A 20,144-nucleotide genomic window follows, 5' to 3' on the forward strand; every position below is an offset into this window, starting at 1 on the left:
TAGCCTGACGGCCACTTAACGTTCACGACACGCGCCGGCTCGACCCCTCGCGTCGTCATTGGGATGGCCCGTCATGCCGAATAAAGCATTGCGCATCATGATTGCCGATACACAACATGCTCATCGAATGAGGCTCGAGTTCCTGTTCAATCAGCAGGGCTACTTCCGCATTGTTCCCGTGAGTGATGTGCAGGAGTTGATGACGCTGGTGGAGTACGCCAGCGAGCCGTTCGACCTGCTGGTCGTCGACGCCTGCCTGGCGGACGGGGCGGACCTGCCGGGTTTCTTCCTCGAACACCCTCAGCTTCGCCACGGGATGATCTACAACGCCCGGCAGGCCGGACCCATGTCGGTGCCGGGCGAGCGTCGGACCAGCGTGTACCTGCATCCTGCCCCGTTGCCTGACCTTGTTTCGCTGGCGAACCTGATGGCCCGGATCGACCCTCAGGACAACGTGTCGGCAGCGCCCTGGGACAGAGCCATCAGGCAGGGCCTCGGAGGTTGACTTGACCTTCGGTCGGGACTGTCAGAGCTGACAGGTGGCCTGGCCTTTCGCCTGTGTAAGAGTCCGGTGCACCCATGGCATCGGTGCCGTTTATTTTCGTCCGGGGAGTAGCCTTGAAAAACGTGTTGATCGTCGATGACCACCCTGTCATACGGGGGGCGTTGCGGCTCATTTGCCAGAACGAAGGGTTTAGCCGTGTCAGAGACGCCAGCGGCGTGGCCGATGCCAGGGCACTGATCAAGGAGAGTGCGCCGGACCTGGTCATCCTGGACCTGGTCATGAACGGCTTCGATGGCCTGGACCTGTTGGTGTGGATCATGGCCCAATACCCGGAGTGCGCTGTGCTGGTGTTCACCTCGCAGGATGCGCAGCACTTCTGTAACCGTTGCATCTCGGCGGGGGCGAGGGGCTTCGTGACCAAGAAAAGCGACTTGAAGGAACTGGCCAAGGCGCTTCATGCCCTGAAATCCGGTTATTCCTATTTCCCCCAGATGCCCGTCAGGCTGGACCTGCGGCAGCGCACCGAACAGCAGGCCCTGGAAAGCCTTTCCACCCGCGAGCTGTCCATCCTGCGAATGCTCGCCATGGGCATGCGGGGCAAGGATGTCGCCGAGTCTCTGTTTCTGAGCCCGAAAACCGTCAGCACCTACAAGACTCGCCTGCTGGAAAAGCTTGGCTTGAAGACGCTGGTGGGGTTGTCGGATTTCGCCAAGCGCAATCACCTGTAAAACGTCATGATCGTTCTTCATATAGAACGCTGAGGCTGATTTTTACAGCCTAGTGGATTGGCGGAGCCGCCTTTAATCTGTCTCCATCGCTTGGCCTTACCGGATTTGGAGACGCAACATGAAACGTATCATTGGCCTTTACGCCAGCCCACGGCCCCATTGGGTCGGTGACGGTTTCCCGGTTCGCACGTTATTTTCCTACGACAGCCTGGGCGAGCACATCAGTCCGTTCCTGCTGCTGGACCACGCGGCCCCGACCGAATTTGCCCCCACCGGGGAGCGTCGTGGTGTAGGCCAGCATCCGCACCGGGGGTTCGAAACCGTGACCATCGTCTACCAGGGCGAACTGGAACACCGGGACTCCACCGGCAGTGGCGGCAGGATCGGCCCAGGTGACGTGCAGTGGATGACTGCCGGTTCCGGTATTATCCACGAAGAATTTCATTCCGAAGCCTTTGCCCGTCAGGGTGGATTCATGGAAATGGTCCAGCTGTGGGTCAACTTGCCCGCCAAGGACAAGATGACGCCGGCCGGCTACCAGACCCTCCTCGACGGCGATATTCCGGATATTGCCTTGAAAGACGATGCCGGCCGTTTGCGCCTGATTGCCGGCACTTTCCAGGGGCAGCACGGACCGGCAAAGACCTTCACCCCGATCGACCTCTGGGACATCCGCTTGAACGCGGGGAAAAGCCTGACCCTGGACCTGCATGAAGGGCGCAACGTCGCGCTGGTGGTGCTGCGCGGTACGGTCCAGGTCAATGGTCGCGAGCGGGCCGAGGCCGGGCAACTGGCCCTGTTCGACCGGTCTGGCGACCGGATAACGCTGTAAGCCAATGACGATGCGGTAGTGCTATTGCTCAGCGGTGAACCGATCGACGAACCCATCGTCGGCCACGGCCCGTTCGTGATGAACAGCGAGCAGGAAATTCATCAGGCGTTCAGCGATTTTCATTCCGGGCGCTTTGGGCGGATGGATGACTGAAGCCTACGCGGCTTTTGTGGAGCGATCCAATCACTGACGAACCGGGACTCTGTGGGAGCGGGCTTGCTCGCGAAGGCGCAGGCACAGTCGACACCTTTGTCGACTGTGCCGTCCTCTTCGCGAGCAAGCCCGCTCCCACAAAAGTTTGTGGCGTGTTCAATCTGTGCCAATCTTCGCTCCAATGATTTCCCTGGAGCTGTCCCGATGCTGTCTCTGATTGCCGACCACCCGCTGCTCTGCGCCCTGGTGCTGCTTGTCCTCGACTTGCTGTTGTGGCGGCTGGTCAGTGTGGAGCGGACCTATTGGAAGATAGGCGTGCGGCTGGCGATCTTTTCCTTGTTCAGCATGCTGCTGTTCAACGAAGGCCTCAATCCCATGCAACCGGCGCAGTGGGTCGACGACGTACCCAGGCACCTGGCGGCCACCGGCCTGCAGATCGCCTGGTGGTTGTTCGCCGCGCGCACCCTGACGGTGATGATCGGCGCGGCGATGATGCAACGGGTCGGCCATACCGGACGGTTGTTGCAGGATCTGCTCGGCGCGGTGATCTTCCTCATCGCCGTCATCGCGGCCCTGGCCTATGTGCTGGACCTGCCGGTCAAGGGCGTGTTGGCGACTTCCGGGGCCATGGCGATCATTGTCGGCCTGGCGTTGCAAAGCACCCTCAGCGACGTGTTCTCCGGCATCGTGCTCAACACCACCAAGCCCTATCAGCTCGATGACTGGATTTCCATCGATGGCACCGAAGGCCGGGTCACCGATATCGACTGGCGGGCCACGCGGTTGCAGACCTCCCAGGGCAGCATGGCAGTGATCCCCAACTCTTTGGCGGCCAAGGCCAAGATCGTCAACTTCAGCCGGCCCAGCGATGTGCACGGGCTATCCATCAGCGTTCAGGTCAGCCCCCATGCCCGGCCGCAAAAAGTGATCGATGCACTGGAGCGGGCGATGATCGGCTGTCGTGCGCTGCTTGCCACTCCGGCTCCTTGTGTCACGCTCAAGAGCTCCGGCAGCGACGGGGCGCAATACGAAATCAGTGGGTTCGTCGCCTCGATGAGCCAGAAGCGCGAGGTGCGCAACCAGTTGTTCGACCTGGCGTTCCGGCATTTGCGTGCGTCTGGCATCAGCCTGCTGTCCACTGGCGAAAACGCTTCGGCCAATGGCGCGTCGCGACCTCGGGCGTTGTTGGACAGTTCGAGCATATTCTCCACCTTGCGTCCGGAAGAAAAAGACACCTTCAGCCAGAACATGACCCTGCAGACCTTCCGCGCCGGGGACATGATCCTGCCGGCGGGCGAGGTCAGCGATCACCTGTTCATCATTGAATCGGGCGTGGTCAGCGTGACCCTGGTTCGCAATGGCCAGGTGCTGGAAGGCGGGCGCATGGGGCCGGGGGAAGTGATTGGTGAGGCCGGCATCGTTGCGGATCAGGCGACGTTGGCGGATTTTTCGGCCAAGACGTACTGCACCCTTTATCGCATCGAAAAGGATTATCTCAAGCCTTGCCTCGACGCCCGTCACGACATCAACGACGCCATGAAAAACCTCCTGGACTTCCGCATGCACCTGGCCCAGAACCTGACCCGCGAGGCGCCCAAGCCCGTCGCCAAAAAGCGCTTTCTGCAATGGTTGCGCAGCCGGGCCTGAGCGAAATCCCACAGGGTGACGTTCGCCCATTGGCCACCCGAACTTCCCAATAATTGGCTATTTGTACGGCGCTACCTGAAGGCTAACGTAGCGCCACACCCAATCGTTCTGGAGTTCACCATGCAACCGCGTATCGATTTCTACACCGCGTCCCCTGAGGCCTTCAAAGCCATGATGGCCCTGGAAACCGCCGTTTCGAAGCTGGGCCTGGAAAAGTCCCTGCTCGAATTAGTCAAGCTGCGTGCCTCGCAGATCAACGGCTGCGCCTTCTGCATCGACATGCACACCGCCGATGCCCGTAAGGACGGCGAGACCGAGCGTCGCCTGTACGCCGTGACCGCCTGGCGTGAAGCGCCGTTCTTCACCGGCCGTGAGCGCGCCGCGCTGGCCTGGACCGAAGCCTTGACCCGCGTGAGCGAAACCCACGCACCGGACGCCGACTACGAATTGCTGAGCCAGCATTTCAACCCCAAGGAAATGGTCGACCTGACGGTGGCGATCAATACGATCAATGGCTGGAACCGTTTGGCGGTGGGCTTTCGCAAGATGCCCGAGGCGTAATTGAGCGAAGAAAATACCGGTGGGAGCGAGCCTGCTCGCGATGCGGTAGGGCATTCAATGCTGTATTGACTGTCACTCAGCCATCGCGAGCAGGCTCGCTCCCACTGGACATTCTCATTTCTGAAAGCTTCGGATGACAGGCAGTGCATTGGGTTTGCCTCTCATTAATAGGAAGCATTACTATTCACGTCCCGTTCCCGCAGCGCGCCGTGATGACCCCCAAGTTGCCCCGCAGACCCGGCTTTTTCGAGCATTACGAAGAGTTGATCGGGACCTGGACCCGTCGCCTGCGCAATCGCGAGCAGGCCGAGGACCTGGCTCACGATACCTTCGTGCGGGTGCTCGAAGCCGATTCGGCCGGGGTCGAGCAGCCGAGGGCTTATCTGCACCAGACGGCACGCAACATTGCAGTGGATGGCTTTAGGCGCGAAGATCGACGGGGTGCCATGGAGGAGGCAGCAGTCGACTTCAGCCAGTCGCTTACCAGCGACCCGGAGCACTTCATGCACGCGATACAACTGGCGGACTCCATCGAACAGGCACTTGCCGAGCTGCCGGCCAATTGCCGCACGGTGTTTGTCTGGCAGAAGATCGAGGGCCTGACCCAGGCGGAGATCGCCGAGCGCCTGGGCCTGTCAAAAAACATGGTGGAAAAGTATATGATCCGCACCCTGCGGCATCTGCGCGATCGCCTGGACGGGCCAGGACCATGATTCGCCGTCATCTTTCACTTGAACCCGTTCACCCGAACCCGAGGACCTTCCATGATGGATAGCCGTGAATGCCCCTGCGGGCAGAACCGGGTTCGCGACGAGGCGGCGCAATGGTTCGTGCGCTTGCAAGCCCCTGTCATGAGTGTCGAAGAGCGTCAGCGTTTTAATGGCTGGCTGGACGAACACCCCAACCATCGGGATGAAATCCAGCTACTGCAAGGCATCTGGAGCGCGACGGACTTGCTGCCCCGGGAGCGTCTGCGAGCGTTGTGCGAACCGCCCGCCAAACGCCCCTCGCGTCGACCATTGCTGCGCTATGCCGTGGCCGCCGGGTTGCTGGCGATGACCGTCGGGCTAGGGCTGTTCAGCGGCCTGGGCTCTTCCACCGACTACAGCGCTGAATTCGCCACGGCCCTCGGTGAGCGCCGGCACGTCGCGCTGCCGGATGGTTCGGTAATCGATCTCAATAGTCGCAGCCGGGTGCGTATTCAATACGCGCACCATCAACGGCGGGTGGAATTGGCCGAAGGCGAGGCCTTGTTTCGCGTCGAGCATGACGCGGGCCGACCTTTCACCGTTGATGCCGGCAACGGCCAGGTGACAGTCACCGGGACGCGCTTCGACGTGCGTCGTGACCTCGACAAGACCCGGGTGGCAGTGGAGCAGGGCAGCGTCAAGGTCCAGGGGCGCGATGTGTCCCAGGCCCGCTTTGTCAGCCTCACGGCTGGCCTGGGTACCCAGATCGACGCCCAGGGCAAGGTCGCCACGCCTTATGCCATCGATGCCGATGCGCTCACTGCCTGGCGCAATGGCAAGCTGGTGTTCACCAATGCCTCGTTGAATGAGGTGGCCGAAGAGGTTTCCCGCTATCGCGCCAAACCCCTGCGGGTCGGCAGCGCGGCGGTGGGCAACCTGCGCCTGACCAGCGTGTTCCGCTCGGACAACCCCGAGGCGCTGCTCAAAGCCTTGCCGAATATCCTGCCCGTGGCCATCCGTACGCTGGAGGACGGCAGCCAGGAAATAATTGCGCGGTAGATTCAGGTTTTTTTCGAGTTCTTCGTCTTCTTGTCCAACTGCAACTGGTTTGCATTAACAGACGCGTATTCTTGCTATTCCACAGGACAAGGTTCGACGTGAAAACTTCTGCCAAAAACAACAAACGCCTCCACCCACGCTGGTTGCCACTGGCCTTGACGCTGGCGGTCAGCGCCGCGATGCCCCAGGCGTTCGCCGATCAGGCGACCGGCGCTATCCATATCCAGGCGCAGCCGCTGGGCCAGGCCTTGAGCCAACTGGCGCAGCAGACCTCGTTGCAAGTGTTCTTCAGCCCGGAACTGGTGGCGGGCAAGCAGGCGCCGGCGGTGGATGGCAACTTGTCCCCGGAAGCGGCTCTGCGCCAGTTGCTGCAAGGCAGTGGTCTGCAATATCAGATCAATGACGGCTCGGTGACGGTGCTGCCGGCGCCTTCGGCCACCAACGGCGGTCCGCTGGAGCTGGGCACCACGGATATCCAGGTAGTCGGCGACTGGCTCGGCGATGCCAACGCCGAAGTGGTGCAGAACCACCCCGGCGCACGTACGGTGATCCGCCGCGAGGCGATGCAGGAACAGGGCGCCATGAACGTCGGCGATGTGCTGCGACGTGTGCCCGGCGTGCAAGTGCAGGATGCCAACGGTACCGGTGGCAGCGATATTTCCCTCAACGTCGGCGTTCGCGGACTCACTTCGCGCCTGTCGCCGCGCTCCACGGTGCTCATCGACGGCGTGCCGGCGGCGTTCGCGCCTTATGGCCAGCCGCAACTGTCCATGGCGCCAATTTCCTCGGGCAACCTGGACAGCATCGATGTGGTACGTGGCGCTGGCTCCGTGCGCTACGGGCCGCAGAACGTCGGCGGGGTGATCAACTTCGTGACCCGCGCCATCCCCGAGAAAGCCACCGGTGAAATCGGCTCTACCCTGGAGACTTCCCAGCGCGGCGGCTGGAAGCACATCGACACGGCGTTCCTCGGCGGCACCGCCGACAATGGCCTGGGCGTTGCGCTCCTGTATTCGGGCGTCAACGGCAACGGTTATCGCCAGAGCAACAACGGTAACGACATCGACGACGTCATCCTCAAGACCCATTGGGCACCCACCGACGTGGACGATTTCTCACTGAATTTTCATTATTACGACGCCAAGGCCGACATGCCGGGCGGCTTGACCCAGGCGCAATATGACGCCGACCCGTACCAGTCCGACCGCGACTGGGACACTTTTGCCGGCCGGCGCAAGGACGTGTCCTTCAAGTGGATCCGGGAAATCAGCGACCGCACCCAGGCCGAAGTGTTGACCTATTACTCCGACAGCTACCGCGGCAGCACCATCGCCTCGCGGGACCAGCGCAACCTGGTGTCATACCCCCGCACCTACTACACCTTCGGTATCGAGCCGCGGGTGTCCCATGTGTTTGACCTGGGTTCTACCACCCAAGAGGCCAGCATCGGCTATCGCTACCTCAAAGAAGGCATGCACGAAGAGGCCAGTCGCCTGGCGCTGCGGGATAACCAGCCGGTGGTGCGTCCCGGCTCCGATGGCCATGTCTACCAGGATCGTACCGGCGGCACCGAGGCCCATGCGGTCTACATCGATGACAAGATCGACGTCGGCAAGTGGACCATTACGCCGGGCATCCGCTTCGAAAGCATCAGCACCGAATGGCACGACCGGCCGGTGCTCGACACCGCCGGCCGCCCCGTGCAGGAAAAACGCCGCAGCATCGACAGCAACGAGCCATTGCCGGCCCTGAGCGTGATGTACCACTTGTCCGATGCGTGGAAGCTGTTCGCCAACTACGAAACGTCGTTCGGCAGCCTGCAGTATTTCCAGCTCGGCCAGGGCGGCAACGGCAATAACACGGCCGATGGCCTGAGCCCGGAAAAAGCCAAGACCTACGAGATTGGTACGCGCTACAACGATGACGTGTGGGGGGGGGAGGTAACGCTGTTCTACATCGATTTCGATGACGAACTGCAGTACATCAGCAACGACATCGGCTGGACCAACATGGGCGCCACCAAGCACCAGGGCCTGGAAGCCTCGGTGCACTATGACCTGGCCGCGCTGGACCCGCGTCTCGAAGGCTTGAGCGCCAATGCAGGTTTCACCTACACCCGAGCGACCTACGAAGGCCAGATCCCGAGTTTCAAGGGCCGCGACCTGCCGTTCTACTCCCGTCAGGTGGCGAACGTGGGCTTGCGCTATGAAGTCAACCGTTGGACCTACAATCTCGATGCCTTTGCCCAATCCAAGCAACGCTCACCCGGTAACAACGTGAACGCCGATGGCAGCTTCAGTGACAACTACATCACCGACGGCAGCGCCGACGGGCAGTTCGGCGACATGCCGGGCTACGTATTGTGGAACGTGCGCGGCGGCTATGACTTCGGTGAGCAAATGTCGAACCTGAAAGTCGGCGCCGGGGTGAAAAACCTGTTCGATCACCAGTACTACACCCGTTCGAGCGACAACAACTCGGGGATCTACGTGGGGGCGCCGCGGACGTTCTTCGTGCAGGCCAGCGTGGGGTTCTGACAGAGGGTAGGAGGATCGACACTGTGGGAGCAAGGCTTGCTCCCTCATCAGTCTGGCTCCTACAGGTTCAGACTTTGAGCACTTTTCCACTGGCCGCCACCGCCACCAGTGACAGCGCAATCAGCCCGAACGCAATGCTCAAGCTGCTGCCGTGGGCCACGAACCCGATCAGCGCCGGACCGGCAAGGATGCCGGCGTAACCGATGGTGGTGATGGCCGGTACGGCAATTGCTTCGGGCATCAGGGTCTGCTTGCCGACGGCGGTGTACAGCACCGGCACGATGTTCGAACAACCAGCCCCCACCAACCCATATCCCAGTAACGCCGCCTGCCACATCGGTGCCAGGGTCGCCAGCAGGAACCCGGCCGCGGCGGTCGCGCCGCCGTAGATGATCACGCGCCGGGCGCCCAGGCGATGCACCACTGAATCGCCCGTCAACCGGCCGACGGTCATCGTCAGCGCGAACGCGGCATAACCCAGTCCGGCGTAGGCGGTTTCCACCCCGCGCTCGGTGGCCAGGAACACCGCACTCCAGTCCAGCACCGCGCCCTCGGCCAGAAATACGATGAAACAGAGGATGCCGATGAACAACACCACGCCATGGGGAATGGCAAACGCCGGTCCCGAACTCTCACTGCCGTAGGGCAGCAGATGCGGTGCCGCCTTGAACAGCGCCACCAACAGCAAGGCGTTGACCACCAGTGTCGCCCCCAAGGGCGACAGCCCAAGGCCGAGCAAGGCACTGACCCCAGCCGCACCGATGATGCCCCCCAGGCTGAACATGCCGTGGAAGCCCGACATCATGGTCTTGCCACTGGCTCGCTCGACGATTACCGCTTGCAGGTTGACCGTCGAATCCACGGTGCCAAGCCCGGCGCCGAACACGAACAACGCAGCCACTAGCCAGGGCAGCGTTGTCATCGTTGCCAGCAACGGCAGCGCCAGACAGATCAGGATCGTGCCGCCGCTGAGCACCCGACGGCAGCCGAACCGCGCCGCCAGCGCACCGGAAATCGGCATCGCCAGGATCGACCCCACCCCCAGGCACAACAGCAGCAGCCCGAGAGTGCCTTCATCGAGATTGGCCCGGACCTTGGCATAAGGCACCAGCGGCGCCCAAGCCGCGATGCCGACACCGGCGATGAGATAGGCAATGCGGGTGGACATCTGTTCCAGGCGTCCGGGAATGAAGGTGGGCGGTGGCGTGATGGCGGTCATGGAGCGTCCTTTGGTTTTGCGGTGCTTGGTGCGGGCAAGCGCCTATGCTTGCATATCCACTGACCGCACCGCGACCCCGAGGTGCCAATGCCTTGAGGCGCCATCCTTCAATGGCCTACCGATCCTTGAACAGCCGGACACTCACCACACGGTCTGCCTCTACTTCCAGGTAAAGAAGGCTGGTGGGAAAGGCCTGGTGGTCATCGAAGCATTGCACGATCACGTTCCGGGCCGAGGTGGCCTGGGCCGCCAGGCGTTGGGCCTGGCGCAGCGCGCGCTTGATCTTGATGTCGACGGGCATGGGTGGACGCCCCTCGCGCACGCTGTCGCAGAAAGCGATCGCCACTTCGCGCGGCGTGGGTGGCGGTGGCGAGACGAGACCGGCCTCTTCGAACAATCGATTGAGTTGATCGGCCGTGGCGACAGCCCTGGGAAAGCCGGTAAAGGCGCTGGCTTGCACGACCAGTTCGGTGATTTCTCCTGGCGCCAGGCCGGACGCCATGCCGGTCCTGAAATGCACGCTCAGGGGTGGCCCCACCATACCGGCCGCCACGATGGCAGCTAGCGTCGCAGCCTCTCGCAGGCGCGGGTCGAGGCCGGGCCGACTTTGCAGATGGCCATACACGACGCCTACCGCGAGCTCACCGAGTGCCGGTGCGGTATGGAACAGCGCATCGAGCCGAGCGCCGCCGTCGGGTACCAGCTCGATGAAGTGTTTGCGGCCTTCGCTGTAGAGCTCGGCCATGGGGCTGACGTGAGGTTTGCGCTTCATACTGGGCTCCTTGTTCGATGGGAGTGCCCAAAATACGGGGTCGCCGATCAGGTCCGCACCTGTCAGACCTGACAGGTGCGGACGCGACGTCTTGCCGGGGTGCAGGCGCCGCAGGTGTGCTTTTGTGTATCAGCCTTTAAAGTGGCGGCTTTCCTGGTTCAGGACCGGTCCATGTCACAGTTCTACGATGCGCGCGGCAATATCTATGGGGTTGTATCACCGCAACAGGTCCGTGCTCAGGGCGTGGATCTGCCATTCTCGGCGGTCCAGGCTGCACAGGCTCGTGGCGCCTGGGCAAAGGCCTCCATAGAGGCCTTTTGTGCCTGGGCGCCCGGTGAAGCACCGCCCGATGCCAAGGCTCATCGCAGCGATGGTCTGCTGATCGGTCCGTTCCAGGACACACCGCCCTTCGATCTATTGATCGTCAACACCGATGGCACCCTGGCCGAGCGCAGCGGTAATGGCCTGACGATCTTTTCCCAGGCGTTGCGAGAGCAGGGCTTGATGCCGGGTGACGGCGATTATGTGTTGCAGGTCCATCACGGCAAGGGCGACGGCCAGTCACCCTTGCAAACGTCGGTCCGGCCCGCCGAGTTCGAGGGCTTCTCGGGTTTCTGGCTGGACCTGGGGCAGCCTGCGTTCGGACCTCAGGCGGTGGGTGCGCGGGGCGTGGAGACGGTGACGGTCAATCAACGGGACATCAGCCGGGTGGCCGGGCTGCACGCGCTGAACCCGGCATGGGGCCACAGCCAGTTCGTGAGCATCGGCAATCCGCACTGTGTGACGCTGGTCGATAGCGCCGAGGCCTTGCCGGACAACTCGCAGATGCGCGCCACGGCGTTGTCGCAAAGCCTGACGCGCATCGCCTATGCCGCGCCCGGTGGGGACGGGGTTCCCTGTCAGGCGGGTGTGAACCTGCAATGGGCCCGGCTCGAAGCTCCGGGACGAATCGCCGCCCGCGTCTTCGAGCGCGGCGAAGGTCCCACCGCCTCCTCAGGCACCAGCGCCAGCGCCGTGGCGTGCGCTGCGTGGCGGGTGGGCTGGGTGACGGCGGGCCCGTTGAAAGTCGTCATGCCGGGCGGCACGGCGCCGATCCTGTTGCAGGAGCAGGGTGGGGAACTGATACGGGTGAGTTTGTTCGGGGCTGCCAGAGTCCTTGAGTGAGGGGGTGTGGCTGATGGCCCCTTCGCGAGCAAGCCCGCTCCCACACTCGATCTTCAGTGGGCATTAACTTTATGTTCGGTGCAGAACCTGTGTGGGAGCGGGCTTGCTCGCGAAGGGGCCAGCATGCCGAACATCAATGCATCTGGACCAACTCCATCGCGAGCGGACTCCCACAGGAACTCAACCCACCTGAGCCCCAAACTCCACCACCGGCATCTGCCGCTTCATCAACACTGCGCCATTGCGAATCGAATAAAGCGGCAACCCCTGGCTGCGGATCACTTCGTAATCACTGTCGGCCGACAGGATCAACAGGTTCGCCGGCCGTCCGGGTTCCAACCCGTAGCGCTCGCCCAGGGCCATGGCCTTGGCGCTATTGTCCGTGACCAGGTCCAGGGCGCTTTGCAGGTTGCGGTAGCCGAGCATGTGGCAGATGTGCAGCCCGGCTTCCAGTACCCGCAGGATGTTGCCGTTGCCCAGCGGGTACCACGGATCGACGATGGAATCCTGGCCGAAGCACACGTTCATCCCGGCTTCGAGCAGTTCATTGACCCGCGTGACGCCGCGGCGCTTGGGAAAGGTGTCGAAGCGTCCCTGCAAGTGGATGCTTTCGGTGGGGCAGGAGACAAAACTGATGCCCGAGTGGCCGAGCAGACGAAACAGCTTCGCGCAGTAGGCATTGTCATAGGAGCCCATGGCCGTGGTGTGGCTGGCGGTCACCCGGTTGCCCATGTCGCGGCTGCGGGCTTCTTCGGCGAGCACTTCCAGGAAGCGCGAATGCGGGTCGTCGGTTTCGTCGCAGTGCACATCCACCAGGCAGCCGGTGCGTTCGGCCAGGTCCATCAGGAATTTCACCGAACTGACACCCTGGTCGCGGGTGTATTCGAAGTGCGGGATACCGCCCACCACATCGGCGCCCATGCGAATCGCTTCTTCCATCAGCTCGCGGCCGTTGCGGTAGGACTCGATGCCTTCCTGGGGAAACGCGACGATCTGCATGTCGACCAGATGACGACTCTCCTCGCGCACTTGCAGCATGGCCTTGAGGGCGGTGAGTTCGGGGTCGGTCACGTCGACGTGGGTGCGCACGTGCTGGATGCCATGGGCGGCGAGGGCCTGGATGGTTTTTTGGGCGCGGGTCCGGGTGTCCTCCTGGGTGATGGTGGCTTTGCGCTCACCCCAACACTCGATGCCTTCGAACAGCGTGCCGCTCATGTTCCACCGCGGTTCGCCGGCGGTGAGGGTGGCGTCCAGGTGTATGTGCGGTTCGACAAAGGGCGGCACCACCAGGTTGCCGCCGGCATCGAGGTCGTCGGGGCCGAGGCTGGGGGCTTCGGTCTGGCGGGCGATGTTGGCGATCAGGCCGTTTTCCAGGTGCAGCTCATGCAAGCCTTCGCGGTTGCGCAGGCGGGCGTTGATGATGTGCATCGGGCGAGTCCTTGTTATAGGTCTTGGAGTGGCGCAACAGCGGTGCGGGTACCCATGACGCCGGTCAATAACACATACGTTAGCGCGCCGGTGGCGATTCCTACCAGTGGCGCGATCCATGGCGAGTTGAACGCGGCGACGGTGCCGAGCCCATAGGCCAACAATCCGGGCCAATTGAACGCTGGCAGCCGTGTATCGGCCAGGCGTGGGTAATGGCCGCGCCAGCGGAAAAAGAAGTCGGCCATGATCACGCCGCCAATGGGTGGGATGACCGTGCCCAGCAGGATCAGGTACGGCACCAGCATGTCGTACATGCCCAGCAGCGCCAGCAGCGTGCCGATCACCGCGCCGCCCAGGGTGACGGTCTTGCGACGACCGGTGCGCAGCAGGTTGCAGCCGGCCACGGCGAAGTTGTAGATGGTATTGTCCTGGGTACTCCAGATGTTGAGCAGCAGCATCGCCATCGCCGCCATGGCGAAGCCCTGTAACAGCAGCACTTCGACCACGTCCGGCTGTTGGTAAACGATAGCCCCGTAGGCGCCGATCAGCACCATCAGGCCATTGCCGAGGAAGAAGCCGATCAGGCTCGCCAGCACCGCGACTTTCGCCGAGCGGGAAAAGCGTGTCCAGTTGGTGGCCTGGGTCGCGCCGCTGACGAAGGTGCCAAACACCAGCGTGATCGCCGTGGACCAGTCGAGGCTGCCCGTGGGTACCACGGCCAGCAAGCCGTCGAAGCCACCGACCTTCACCGTCGCCACCCACATCGACAGCATCAGCAGCAACATCATGGCTGGCACAGCGATATACGAAAGGATTTCCAACCCCCGATAACCGATGTAGGCCGTGGCACAAAAGCCCAGGCCGAACAGCACCATCAAGCCCAACACGGTGCTTTGGTCTAACTGAAAATACTTGCCCAGCACCACGGCCGCGGTCGCCGTGCCCCAGGCGTACCAGCCGATCTGCGTGAAGCCCAGGATCAGGTCGCTGAGCTTGCTGCCCACCTCACCGAAACAGAAACGACCCATCAGCACCGAATTGAGCCCGCTCTTGAACGCGATGTAGCCCAGGCCCGCGGCATAAAGGCCCAGCAGCAGGTTGCCGCTCACGATCACTGAGAGCATCTCGGCAAAGCCGAACGCCACCCCCAGCTTGCCCCCAGCAAACATCGTGGCGGTGAAGAAGGTGAAGCCCAGCAGCACCATGGCCGTGGAAGCCAGGCCCTTGCGGGCATGCATCGGCACTTCACTCAGCGGGTAGTCGTTGCCCGGATCGTTCTGGGTCATGTGGCGGTCCTTGCGGTCAGAGAGGAAAGTCGCAAGCTTGCAGCGGCCGTGCCAAACGAGTGATCGCGAGTTATTTATAGTCAAACCGGGGAATTTCGTGAGGGAAGAGGGCAAAAGCGGTGCGGGGGTGATTCAAGTTGGATCACGGATGTGGGAGCGGGCTTGCTCGCGAAGGCGATCTGTCAACTATCAATGGATTGACTGAAACACCGCCTTCGCGAGCAAGCCCGCTCCCACAGAAAGTACAGCGCTCTTCAGGCCGCGCAGTGCAATGGCAGAAATCGCAACAGCGCCGCCACGATGGCTTCCGGCGCATCTTCCTGGACCAGGTGCCCGGCGTTCGGAACGGGATGAAATTGCGCTCCCGGGATCATCCGTTGCAGGGCCCGGCCGCGTTCGATGGGGATCCACTGGTCGTCTTCTCCCCACAGTATCTGGGTCGGGCAACGCACGTTCGGATACCTGCCTTCTGCTTCACGGGTATAGCGTTCGTCCATTTGCGCAATCTGCCGGTAGAACGCGGCCTGGCCTGTCTCGCCTAGCCAGGGCTGTACATACGGCGCCAGTTCCTCGTCCGGAATGTCCCGTTTGATTGCGCCGCGGATGTACGTCGGTACGATGGCCCGTTGAATGTAGTCAGGCAGTCCGCTGAAAGCGGCTTCGTGTCGGCGTACATGCTGCACGAAGGGGGATCCCCAGGGCGACAGTGCCACCGGGTCGATCAGGGTCAGGCTGCGGTAGTTTTTGCCATTGAGTAAATGCGTGCGCAGCGCGGTAGCGCCGCCGAAATCGTGAGCCACCACATCCGGGCAGTCCAGGCCCCAATGCTCCAGCAGTTGCGCGAGCAGTTGGTTTTGCACCCCGAGGGACACGTCCGCGTCGGGTTGTGCCGATTGGCCATAGCCCAGCAGGTCGAAGTAATGCACGGTGTGGGTGGCAAGGAACAGCGGGGCGATTCGGTGCCAGACATAGGAGGAGAAGGGCGTTCCGTGGACAAATACCAGCGGCGGGCCATCGCCCTGGATAGCGTAGCGGATGGCATGTCCGTTGAAGTCGTATACCTGATCCAGCGGCCAGTGGGTCATTGGCGTGTCCTCTTGGCATGTTCGAATCCAAGAGCATAGTCACAAAAAACTGGCCGATCAGCCGGTCACTCGCCGCGATAGATGCAGCCGCTGGTGCACGTCTCATGGATGCGAATGGCGCTGAGTTCCGGCAACAACGGCTTCAACTCATTCCAGATCCACTTGGCGAGGACTTCGCTGGTGGGGTTTTCCAGACCGGGGATGTCGTTGAGGTAGTTGTGGTCCAGGCGCTCGTACAGCGGCTTGAAAATCGCCTTGATTTCCGAGAAATCACGAATCCAGCCGGTATGTGGGTCGATGTCGCCGCTCAGGTGGATCGCCACCTTGAACGAGTGGCCGTGCAGGCGGCCGCATTTGTGGCCGTCCGGGACGTGGGGCAGGCGGTGGGCGGATTCGAAGGTAAATTCTTTGAAGATTTCCACGGGGTTCGGGCTCTTTAAGGTAGCGGTCGCGAAGCAGGCGGCGGAGTTTATCAGGTTGGCCCCGGCGTTGCGCGACCGTGCTGACTAAAGGGTCAGCAAACGCTCCCCCAGCCCGCCGTTTGCCGCCAGCTCAAGGAACTCGTCGCCCAGCCGCCGGCTCTCGTCCATCGCCGTGCGCCAGTATTTGCGGCGGCTCGGGTCATCGCCCATGAAGCGCTTGAAGTCGTTACGGTCCGGCAGTTTGCCGAAGGGCAGGCGAGCCAGGTACTCCCGGGACGGCGCGAGCAACAGCACGTCTTGCAGGCGCTCGACGTTGGCCCGGCGCCACGGCAGGGTCTTGTCGAACCAACCGGGAATCACCCGGTCGGTAAAGTGTGGATACAGCACGATGTCATCGCCGCTGTAGGGCAGGTCGAGGTGATAGTCCAGCAGGCCGCCATCACGGTAGGTACCGGCACCTGCGCCCGGCAGGTCGCGCACGCCCTCCATCACCATCGGAATCGAACCCGACGCCAGCAACGCCTGGCGCAGGTTACCGGCTTCCAGCGGGACGAAGCGCGATGGAAAATCGTTCAGAGGGTGCAAGGGTGGCGCCAGGCGAGGGTCGTGGACGATCAGCCGTTCAAAATGGCGCGACAGCCGGGCGCGGCCGCGCAGGTTGTCCGCAATCACCGACGACAGTCCCAGGCCCAGCCGTCCGCGATGATCCTGGGCAAGCAGTCCATGGCTTTTGACCACCATGATGTTGAGCCGATAATGAGGATTGCCGAGGATCGAAGCGTCGCGGCCTTCGAGCAGGTCGTCGAGCATGCGCTGCGAACTTTGGCTGACGCTGGCCATGGTCACGCCTTTGGAGAAGCTTTGCTCGTTGTACAGGGTACCCAGGCGCCGGATCCCTTCGGCGGCGTCCGGCAGGCAGGCGCTGGCGAAGCGCCAGGAACCCACCGAGGCCCCGATCAGCGAACGCTCCCGGGGGGCGGCGGGCAGCCATTCGCCAAACAAGGCCAGGTCCAGCCCCTGGATCCCCAAGGCCTTGGGACCGCCGGCGGCGCCGGGCAGGATACCGACGTCGGCCGCGTCGAGGCCCGCCTGGCGAATCCGTGCGAAAGCCCGGGGGCCGGCCTTGAGGGTGAGGGCGGGGAACTTGATATGGATGGCGGTCATACCGGTCTCTTGGCTTGGGCAAGCAACGGATTATAGCGGCACGCTCTTGCAGTGGGAGCGGGCTTGCTTGCGAAGGCGTCAGCACATCGGACATTGGTGCAAACTGACCCACCGCTTTCGCGAGCAAGCCCGCTCCCACACACAAGAGTTTGGCCACATTGATCTGGGTTCAATGATGGCAATTCAGTTTCAGTTAAGTTCATCCCGATACAGTCGCCCCGTGACGATTATAAAAAGGAGACACCCCGTGAACCGCCTGACTGCCTTTTTCATCGCGATGCTCATGGCCCTCGGTGCCGGCCTGGCCCACGCACGAGATCTTACAGACGACGAGGCCCAAAAACTGAGGGACGCTGGTACCATTCTGACCTATGAAAAACTCGACGCTGCTGCCTTGGCCAAACACCCTGGCGCCACGTTGACCGATGCCGAGCTGGAAGAAGAGTACGGCAAGTTCATCTATCAAGTGGAACTGCGCGATGCCAAGGGCATTGACTGGGACCTGGAATTGGACGCCGTGACCGGTGAGGTGCTCAAGAATCATCAGGATACGTAATGAAGCTTAATCGATGCGCCCGCCGTCCATGGCCGCTGGCGCTGCTGGCGTTTTGCTCGGTGGTCATGGCTCGGGACCTCGACCAGGACGAGGCCCTGCAATTGCGCCAACAGGGCGTGATATTGCCGCTGGAACACCTGCTGCAACAGGCGCTGGACCTGCACCCCGGCGCCAAGCTGCTGGAGGCCGAGCTGGAAGAGAAGCACGGCGTTTATATTTACGAGGTCGAGCTGCTGGATACCGACGGCGTCGTGCGCGAACTGGACCTTGAGGCCAAGACCGGCCGTTTACTCAAAGATAAGGAAGACTGATGCGCCTGCTTCTGGTGGAAGATCATGTTCCCCTGGCCGACGAGTTGATGGCCGGGCTGACGCGGCAGGGTTATGCCGTCGATTGGCTCGCCGATGGTCGCGACGCGGTGTACCAGGGCAGCAGCGAGCCCTATGACCTGATCATCCTCGATCTTGGCCTGCCGGGGGTTCCGGGGCTCGACGTGCTGGCCCAATGGCGGGCCGGTGGCTTGAGCACCCCCGTGTTGATTCTCACGGCGCGTGGTTCCTGGGCCGAGCGCATCGAAGGTCTCAAGGCCGGTGCCGACGACTACCTGACCAAGCCCTTTCACCCTGAAGAGTTGCACCTGCGGGTCCAGGGATTGCTACGCCGGTCCCACGGCCAGGCGAACCAGCCGACGCTCCAGGCCGCCGGCTTGCATCTGGATGAGGGCCGGCAGTGCGTGGTTCGCGATGGCACGGACATCCAGCTCACCGCCGCCGAATTTCGCCTGTTGCGCTATTTCATGCTCCATCCCGAGCAGATCCTGTCCAAGAGCCACCTCGCCGAACATTTGTACGACGGTGAAACCGAGCGTGACTCCAATGTGCTTGAAGTTCACGTCAACCACCTGCGGCGCAAGCTGGGGCGTAGCGTGATCGAAACCCGTCGCGGCCAGGGTTACCTGTTCGGCGGACAGGCGCAATGAGCGCCAGGCCGTGAGGTCCATCCAGCGGCGCCTGAGCCTGGGCCTGATCGGTGTGATGGTGGTGGTCGGCCTGGTCCTGGCGCAGACCAGCCTGTGGCTGTTCGAACTGGGTCTGCAGCGTTACCTGGAAGCGGGTTTACGCAACGACAGCGAAAGCCTGCTGGTGGCCCTGGTGCGTGGCCCCCAGGGATTGCAACTGGATGAGCGGCGCTTGTCGCCGGCTTACCTGCGGCCGTTCTCCGGGCACTATTTCCGCATCGATTTTGCCGACGTGCACTGGCGTTCCCGCTCCCTGTGGGACCAGGAACTGCCCCGGCTCGACCATCCGGGCCTGCACAGTAACCTGCAACTGGGGCCGGAAGGGCAGAAGCTGCTGGTACTGCGCACCGACTACCGACGCCTTGGACAGGCGATCACCATCAGCGTGGCTCAGGACTACACGCCGGTGCGCGACAGTTTTCGACGCATGCAACAGATCGGCCTTGGCCTTGGCCTGGCGGGGTTGCTGCTGATTCTGTTGCTGCAACGGTTCACGGTGCACCGGGCCCTGCGCCCGCTGGAGCGGGCCCGGGAACAGATTGCCCAGCTCCAGCGCGGGCAGCGCTCGCAACTCGACGAGCAGGTGCCCCGGGAGCTGGAACCGCTGGTGGCGCAGATCAACCACTTGCTGGCCCACACAGAAGACAGTCTCAAGCGTTCGCGCAACGCCTTGGGCAACCTGGGTCATGCCTTGAAGACCCCGCTGGCGGTGCTGCAAAGTCTGGCCTCGAACGAAAAGCTCGATCCGTACCCTGAATTGCGTGCATTGCTGCTCGATCAGCTGGAGCAGGTCCGGCAGCGCCTGAATCGTGAACTCAACCGTGCCCGGCTGTCCGGCGACGCCTTGCCGGGGGCACACCTGGACTGCGATGCCGAACTGCCGGGACTGCTGGCTACGTTGAACATGATTCACGGTGAGCACCTGCATCTGGAATACGTCGCCGCGCCAGGCCTGCATTTGCCCTGGGACCGCGAGGACCTGCTGGAGCTGCTGGGCAACCTGTTGGACAACGCTTGCAAATGGGCGGACGCCGAAGTGCGCCTGACCGTGACCGAGACGGCCGGGGCATTCGTCCTGGCGGTGGAAGACGACGGCCCTGGCATCCCTGCGGACCGGCGCGACCAGGTGTTCAGCCGAGGCACGCGCCTGGACGAACAGACCGATGGCCATGGCCTGGGGCTCGGTATCGTACGGGACATCGTCGATACCTGGGGCGGGACGCTGGCCTTGCATGACAGTGAGTGGGGCGGGTTGAAAGTCCTGATTGAACTGCCTAAGCGCTGACGTACTTCACGACCCAAGACCCCTTGTGGGAGCG

Annotated in this window: 19 protein-coding genes and 1 pseudogene; 13 read left to right on the forward strand and 7 right to left on the reverse strand. The window is 62.5% G+C overall.

Annotation, left to right across the window (positions count from 1 at the left end; genetic code table 11):
• Positions 1 to 73: 73 nt before the first annotated feature.
• The 8 genes and pseudogenes from LCU97_RS22885 (at position 74) to LCU97_RS22920 (ending at position 8,711) form a co-directional block, all read left to right on the forward strand.
• The gene (locus tag LCU97_RS22885) at positions 74 to 505 is read left to right on the forward strand and encodes an ANTAR domain-containing protein (RefSeq protein WP_232777862.1); all 432 of its coding nucleotides are present in this window, start codon (positions 74 to 76) and stop codon (positions 503 to 505) included.
• A 113-nt stretch (positions 506 to 618) separates the two neighbouring features.
• Positions 619 to 1,233, forward strand: coding sequence for a response regulator transcription factor (locus tag LCU97_RS22890; protein WP_053148163.1), 615 nt, complete (start codon positions 619 to 621; stop codon positions 1,231 to 1,233).
• A gap of 118 nt (positions 1,234 to 1,351) precedes the next feature.
• Positions 1,352 to 2,218: pseudogene (locus tag LCU97_RS22895) on the forward strand (pirin family protein).
• A 204-nt stretch (positions 2,219 to 2,422) separates the two neighbouring features.
• On the forward strand, positions 2,423 to 3,865 hold the full coding sequence (locus LCU97_RS22900) for a mechanosensitive ion channel family protein (protein WP_053147525.1): 1,443 nt from the start codon (positions 2,423 to 2,425) through the stop codon (positions 3,863 to 3,865).
• A gap of 120 nt (positions 3,866 to 3,985) precedes the next feature.
• The gene (locus LCU97_RS22905) at positions 3,986 to 4,426 is read left to right on the forward strand and encodes a carboxymuconolactone decarboxylase family protein (RefSeq protein WP_053147527.1); all 441 of its coding nucleotides are present in this window, start codon (positions 3,986 to 3,988) and stop codon (positions 4,424 to 4,426) included.
• Between the two features lie 212 nt (positions 4,427 to 4,638).
• Positions 4,639 to 5,139, forward strand: a complete 501-nt coding sequence (locus LCU97_RS22910) for a sigma-70 family RNA polymerase sigma factor (protein ID WP_232777863.1) — start codon at positions 4,639 to 4,641, stop codon at positions 5,137 to 5,139.
• A gap of 51 nt (positions 5,140 to 5,190) precedes the next feature.
• The gene (locus LCU97_RS22915; protein WP_053147530.1) at positions 5,191 to 6,174 is read left to right on the forward strand and encodes a FecR family protein; all 984 of its coding nucleotides are present in this window, start codon (positions 5,191 to 5,193) and stop codon (positions 6,172 to 6,174) included.
• A 98-nt stretch (positions 6,175 to 6,272) separates the two neighbouring features.
• Entirely contained in the window at positions 6,273 to 8,711 is a 2,439-nt protein-coding gene (locus LCU97_RS22920) for a TonB-dependent siderophore receptor (protein ID WP_232777864.1), read from the forward strand.
• Between the two features lie 67 nt (positions 8,712 to 8,778).
• Here LCU97_RS22920 and LCU97_RS22925 read toward each other — a convergent pair whose 3' ends face one another.
• Both LCU97_RS22925 and LCU97_RS22930 read right to left on the reverse strand, forming a co-directional pair.
• On the reverse strand, positions 8,779 to 9,930 hold the full coding sequence (locus LCU97_RS22925; protein ID WP_232777865.1) for an MFS transporter: 1,152 nt from the start codon (positions 9,928 to 9,930) through the stop codon (positions 8,779 to 8,781).
• 115 nt (positions 9,931 to 10,045) lie between these two features.
• A complete protein-coding gene (locus LCU97_RS22930; protein WP_053147538.1) occupies positions 10,046 to 10,702 on the reverse strand; it encodes a carboxymuconolactone decarboxylase family protein in 657 nt (218 codons plus the stop codon).
• Positions 10,703 to 10,873: 171 nt separating this feature from the next.
• Here LCU97_RS22930 and LCU97_RS22935 point away from each other — a divergent pair, with 171 nt between their 5' ends.
• Positions 10,874 to 11,866 carry a diaminopimelate epimerase gene (locus LCU97_RS22935; RefSeq protein ID WP_232777866.1) on the forward strand — a complete coding sequence of 331 codons (993 nt, stop codon included), beginning with the start codon at positions 10,874 to 10,876 and terminating at the stop codon, positions 11,864 to 11,866.
• A gap of 180 nt (positions 11,867 to 12,046) precedes the next feature.
• On the opposite strand, the gene codA is transcribed toward LCU97_RS22935, so the two are convergent.
• From codA to LCU97_RS22960, 5 genes are all read right to left on the reverse strand, one after another.
• Positions 12,047 to 13,294, reverse strand: a complete 1,248-nt coding sequence (gene codA, locus LCU97_RS22940; protein WP_232777867.1) for a cytosine deaminase — start codon at positions 13,292 to 13,294, stop codon at positions 12,047 to 12,049.
• A 14-nt stretch (positions 13,295 to 13,308) separates the two neighbouring features.
• Positions 13,309 to 14,580, reverse strand: a complete 1,272-nt coding sequence (gene codB, locus LCU97_RS22945) for a cytosine permease (RefSeq protein ID WP_232777868.1) — start codon at positions 14,578 to 14,580, stop codon at positions 13,309 to 13,311.
• A gap of 254 nt (positions 14,581 to 14,834) precedes the next feature.
• Positions 14,835 to 15,665, reverse strand: coding sequence for an alpha/beta fold hydrolase (locus LCU97_RS22950; RefSeq protein WP_232777869.1), 831 nt, complete (start codon positions 15,663 to 15,665; stop codon positions 14,835 to 14,837).
• A gap of 65 nt (positions 15,666 to 15,730) precedes the next feature.
• Positions 15,731 to 16,087, reverse strand: a complete 357-nt coding sequence (queD, locus tag LCU97_RS22955; RefSeq protein ID WP_047700553.1) for a 6-carboxytetrahydropterin synthase QueD — start codon at positions 16,085 to 16,087, stop codon at positions 15,731 to 15,733.
• Positions 16,088 to 16,171: 84 nt separating this feature from the next.
• Positions 16,172 to 17,251: a patatin-like phospholipase domain-containing protein gene (locus LCU97_RS22960; protein WP_053147548.1), complete on the reverse strand. Its 1,080-nt coding sequence runs from the start codon at positions 17,249 to 17,251 to the stop codon at positions 16,172 to 16,174.
• Between the two features lie 247 nt (positions 17,252 to 17,498).
• Here LCU97_RS22960 and LCU97_RS22965 point away from each other — a divergent pair, with 247 nt between their 5' ends.
• From LCU97_RS22965 to LCU97_RS22980, 4 genes are read left to right on the forward strand one after another with little or no spacing between them, the layout of a single operon-like run.
• Positions 17,499 to 17,807 carry a PepSY domain-containing protein gene (locus LCU97_RS22965; protein WP_172679588.1) on the forward strand — a complete coding sequence of 103 codons (309 nt, stop codon included), beginning with the start codon at positions 17,499 to 17,501 and terminating at the stop codon, positions 17,805 to 17,807.
• Positions 17,807 to 18,118, forward strand: coding sequence for a PepSY domain-containing protein (locus tag LCU97_RS22970; RefSeq protein WP_053147550.1), 312 nt, complete (start codon positions 17,807 to 17,809; stop codon positions 18,116 to 18,118). Before LCU97_RS22965 ends, LCU97_RS22970 begins: the two co-directional genes overlap by 1 nt.
• Positions 18,118 to 18,786, forward strand: coding sequence for a response regulator transcription factor (locus LCU97_RS22975; RefSeq protein ID WP_053147555.1), 669 nt, complete (start codon positions 18,118 to 18,120; stop codon positions 18,784 to 18,786). The genes LCU97_RS22970 and LCU97_RS22975 overlap by 1 nt, the downstream gene beginning before the upstream one ends.
• 10 nt (positions 18,787 to 18,796) lie before the next feature.
• Positions 18,797 to 20,110 (forward strand): sensor histidine kinase, encoded by a 1,314-nt coding sequence (locus tag LCU97_RS22980; RefSeq protein WP_232777870.1) that lies wholly within the window; start codon positions 18,797 to 18,799, stop codon positions 20,108 to 20,110.
• Positions 20,111 to 20,144 lie beyond the last annotated feature (34 nt).

The sequence above is a fragment of the Pseudomonas uvaldensis genome (assembly GCF_021271205.1).
Classification (GTDB): Bacteria; Pseudomonadota; Gammaproteobacteria; order Pseudomonadales; family Pseudomonadaceae; genus Aquipseudomonas; species Aquipseudomonas uvaldensis.

Coding starts and splice junctions, on each gene's coding strand:
- LCU97_RS22885 (WP_232777862.1), top strand. CDS start 74: ATGCCGAATAAAGCATTGCGCATCATGATTGCCGATACACAACATGCT.
- LCU97_RS22900 (WP_053147525.1), top strand. CDS start 2,423: ATGCTGTCTCTGATTGCCGACCACCCGCTGCTCTGCGCCCTGGTGCTG.
- LCU97_RS22905 (WP_053147527.1), top strand. CDS start 3,986: ATGCAACCGCGTATCGATTTCTACACCGCGTCCCCTGAGGCCTTCAAA.
- LCU97_RS22910 (WP_232777863.1), top strand. CDS start 4,639: ATGACCCCCAAGTTGCCCCGCAGACCCGGCTTTTTCGAGCATTACGAA.
- LCU97_RS22915 (WP_053147530.1), top strand. CDS start 5,191: ATGATGGATAGCCGTGAATGCCCCTGCGGGCAGAACCGGGTTCGCGAC.
- LCU97_RS22925 (WP_232777865.1), bottom strand. CDS start 9,930: ATGACCGCCATCACGCCACCGCCCACCTTCATTCCCGGACGCCTGGAA.
- LCU97_RS22930 (WP_053147538.1), bottom strand. CDS start 10,702: ATGAAGCGCAAACCTCACGTCAGCCCCATGGCCGAGCTCTACAGCGAA.
- LCU97_RS22935 (WP_232777866.1), top strand. CDS start 10,874: ATGTCACAGTTCTACGATGCGCGCGGCAATATCTATGGGGTTGTATCA.
- codA (WP_232777867.1), bottom strand. CDS start 13,294: ATGCACATCATCAACGCCCGCCTGCGCAACCGCGAAGGCTTGCATGAG.
- codB (WP_232777868.1), bottom strand. CDS start 14,580: ATGACCCAGAACGATCCGGGCAACGACTACCCGCTGAGTGAAGTGCCG.
- LCU97_RS22950 (WP_232777869.1), bottom strand. CDS start 15,665: ATGACCCACTGGCCGCTGGATCAGGTATACGACTTCAACGGACATGCC.
- LCU97_RS22960 (WP_053147548.1), bottom strand. CDS start 17,251: ATGACCGCCATCCATATCAAGTTCCCCGCCCTCACCCTCAAGGCCGGC.
- LCU97_RS22970 (WP_053147550.1), top strand. CDS start 17,807: ATGAAGCTTAATCGATGCGCCCGCCGTCCATGGCCGCTGGCGCTGCTG.
- LCU97_RS22975 (WP_053147555.1), top strand. CDS start 18,118: ATGCGCCTGCTTCTGGTGGAAGATCATGTTCCCCTGGCCGACGAGTTG.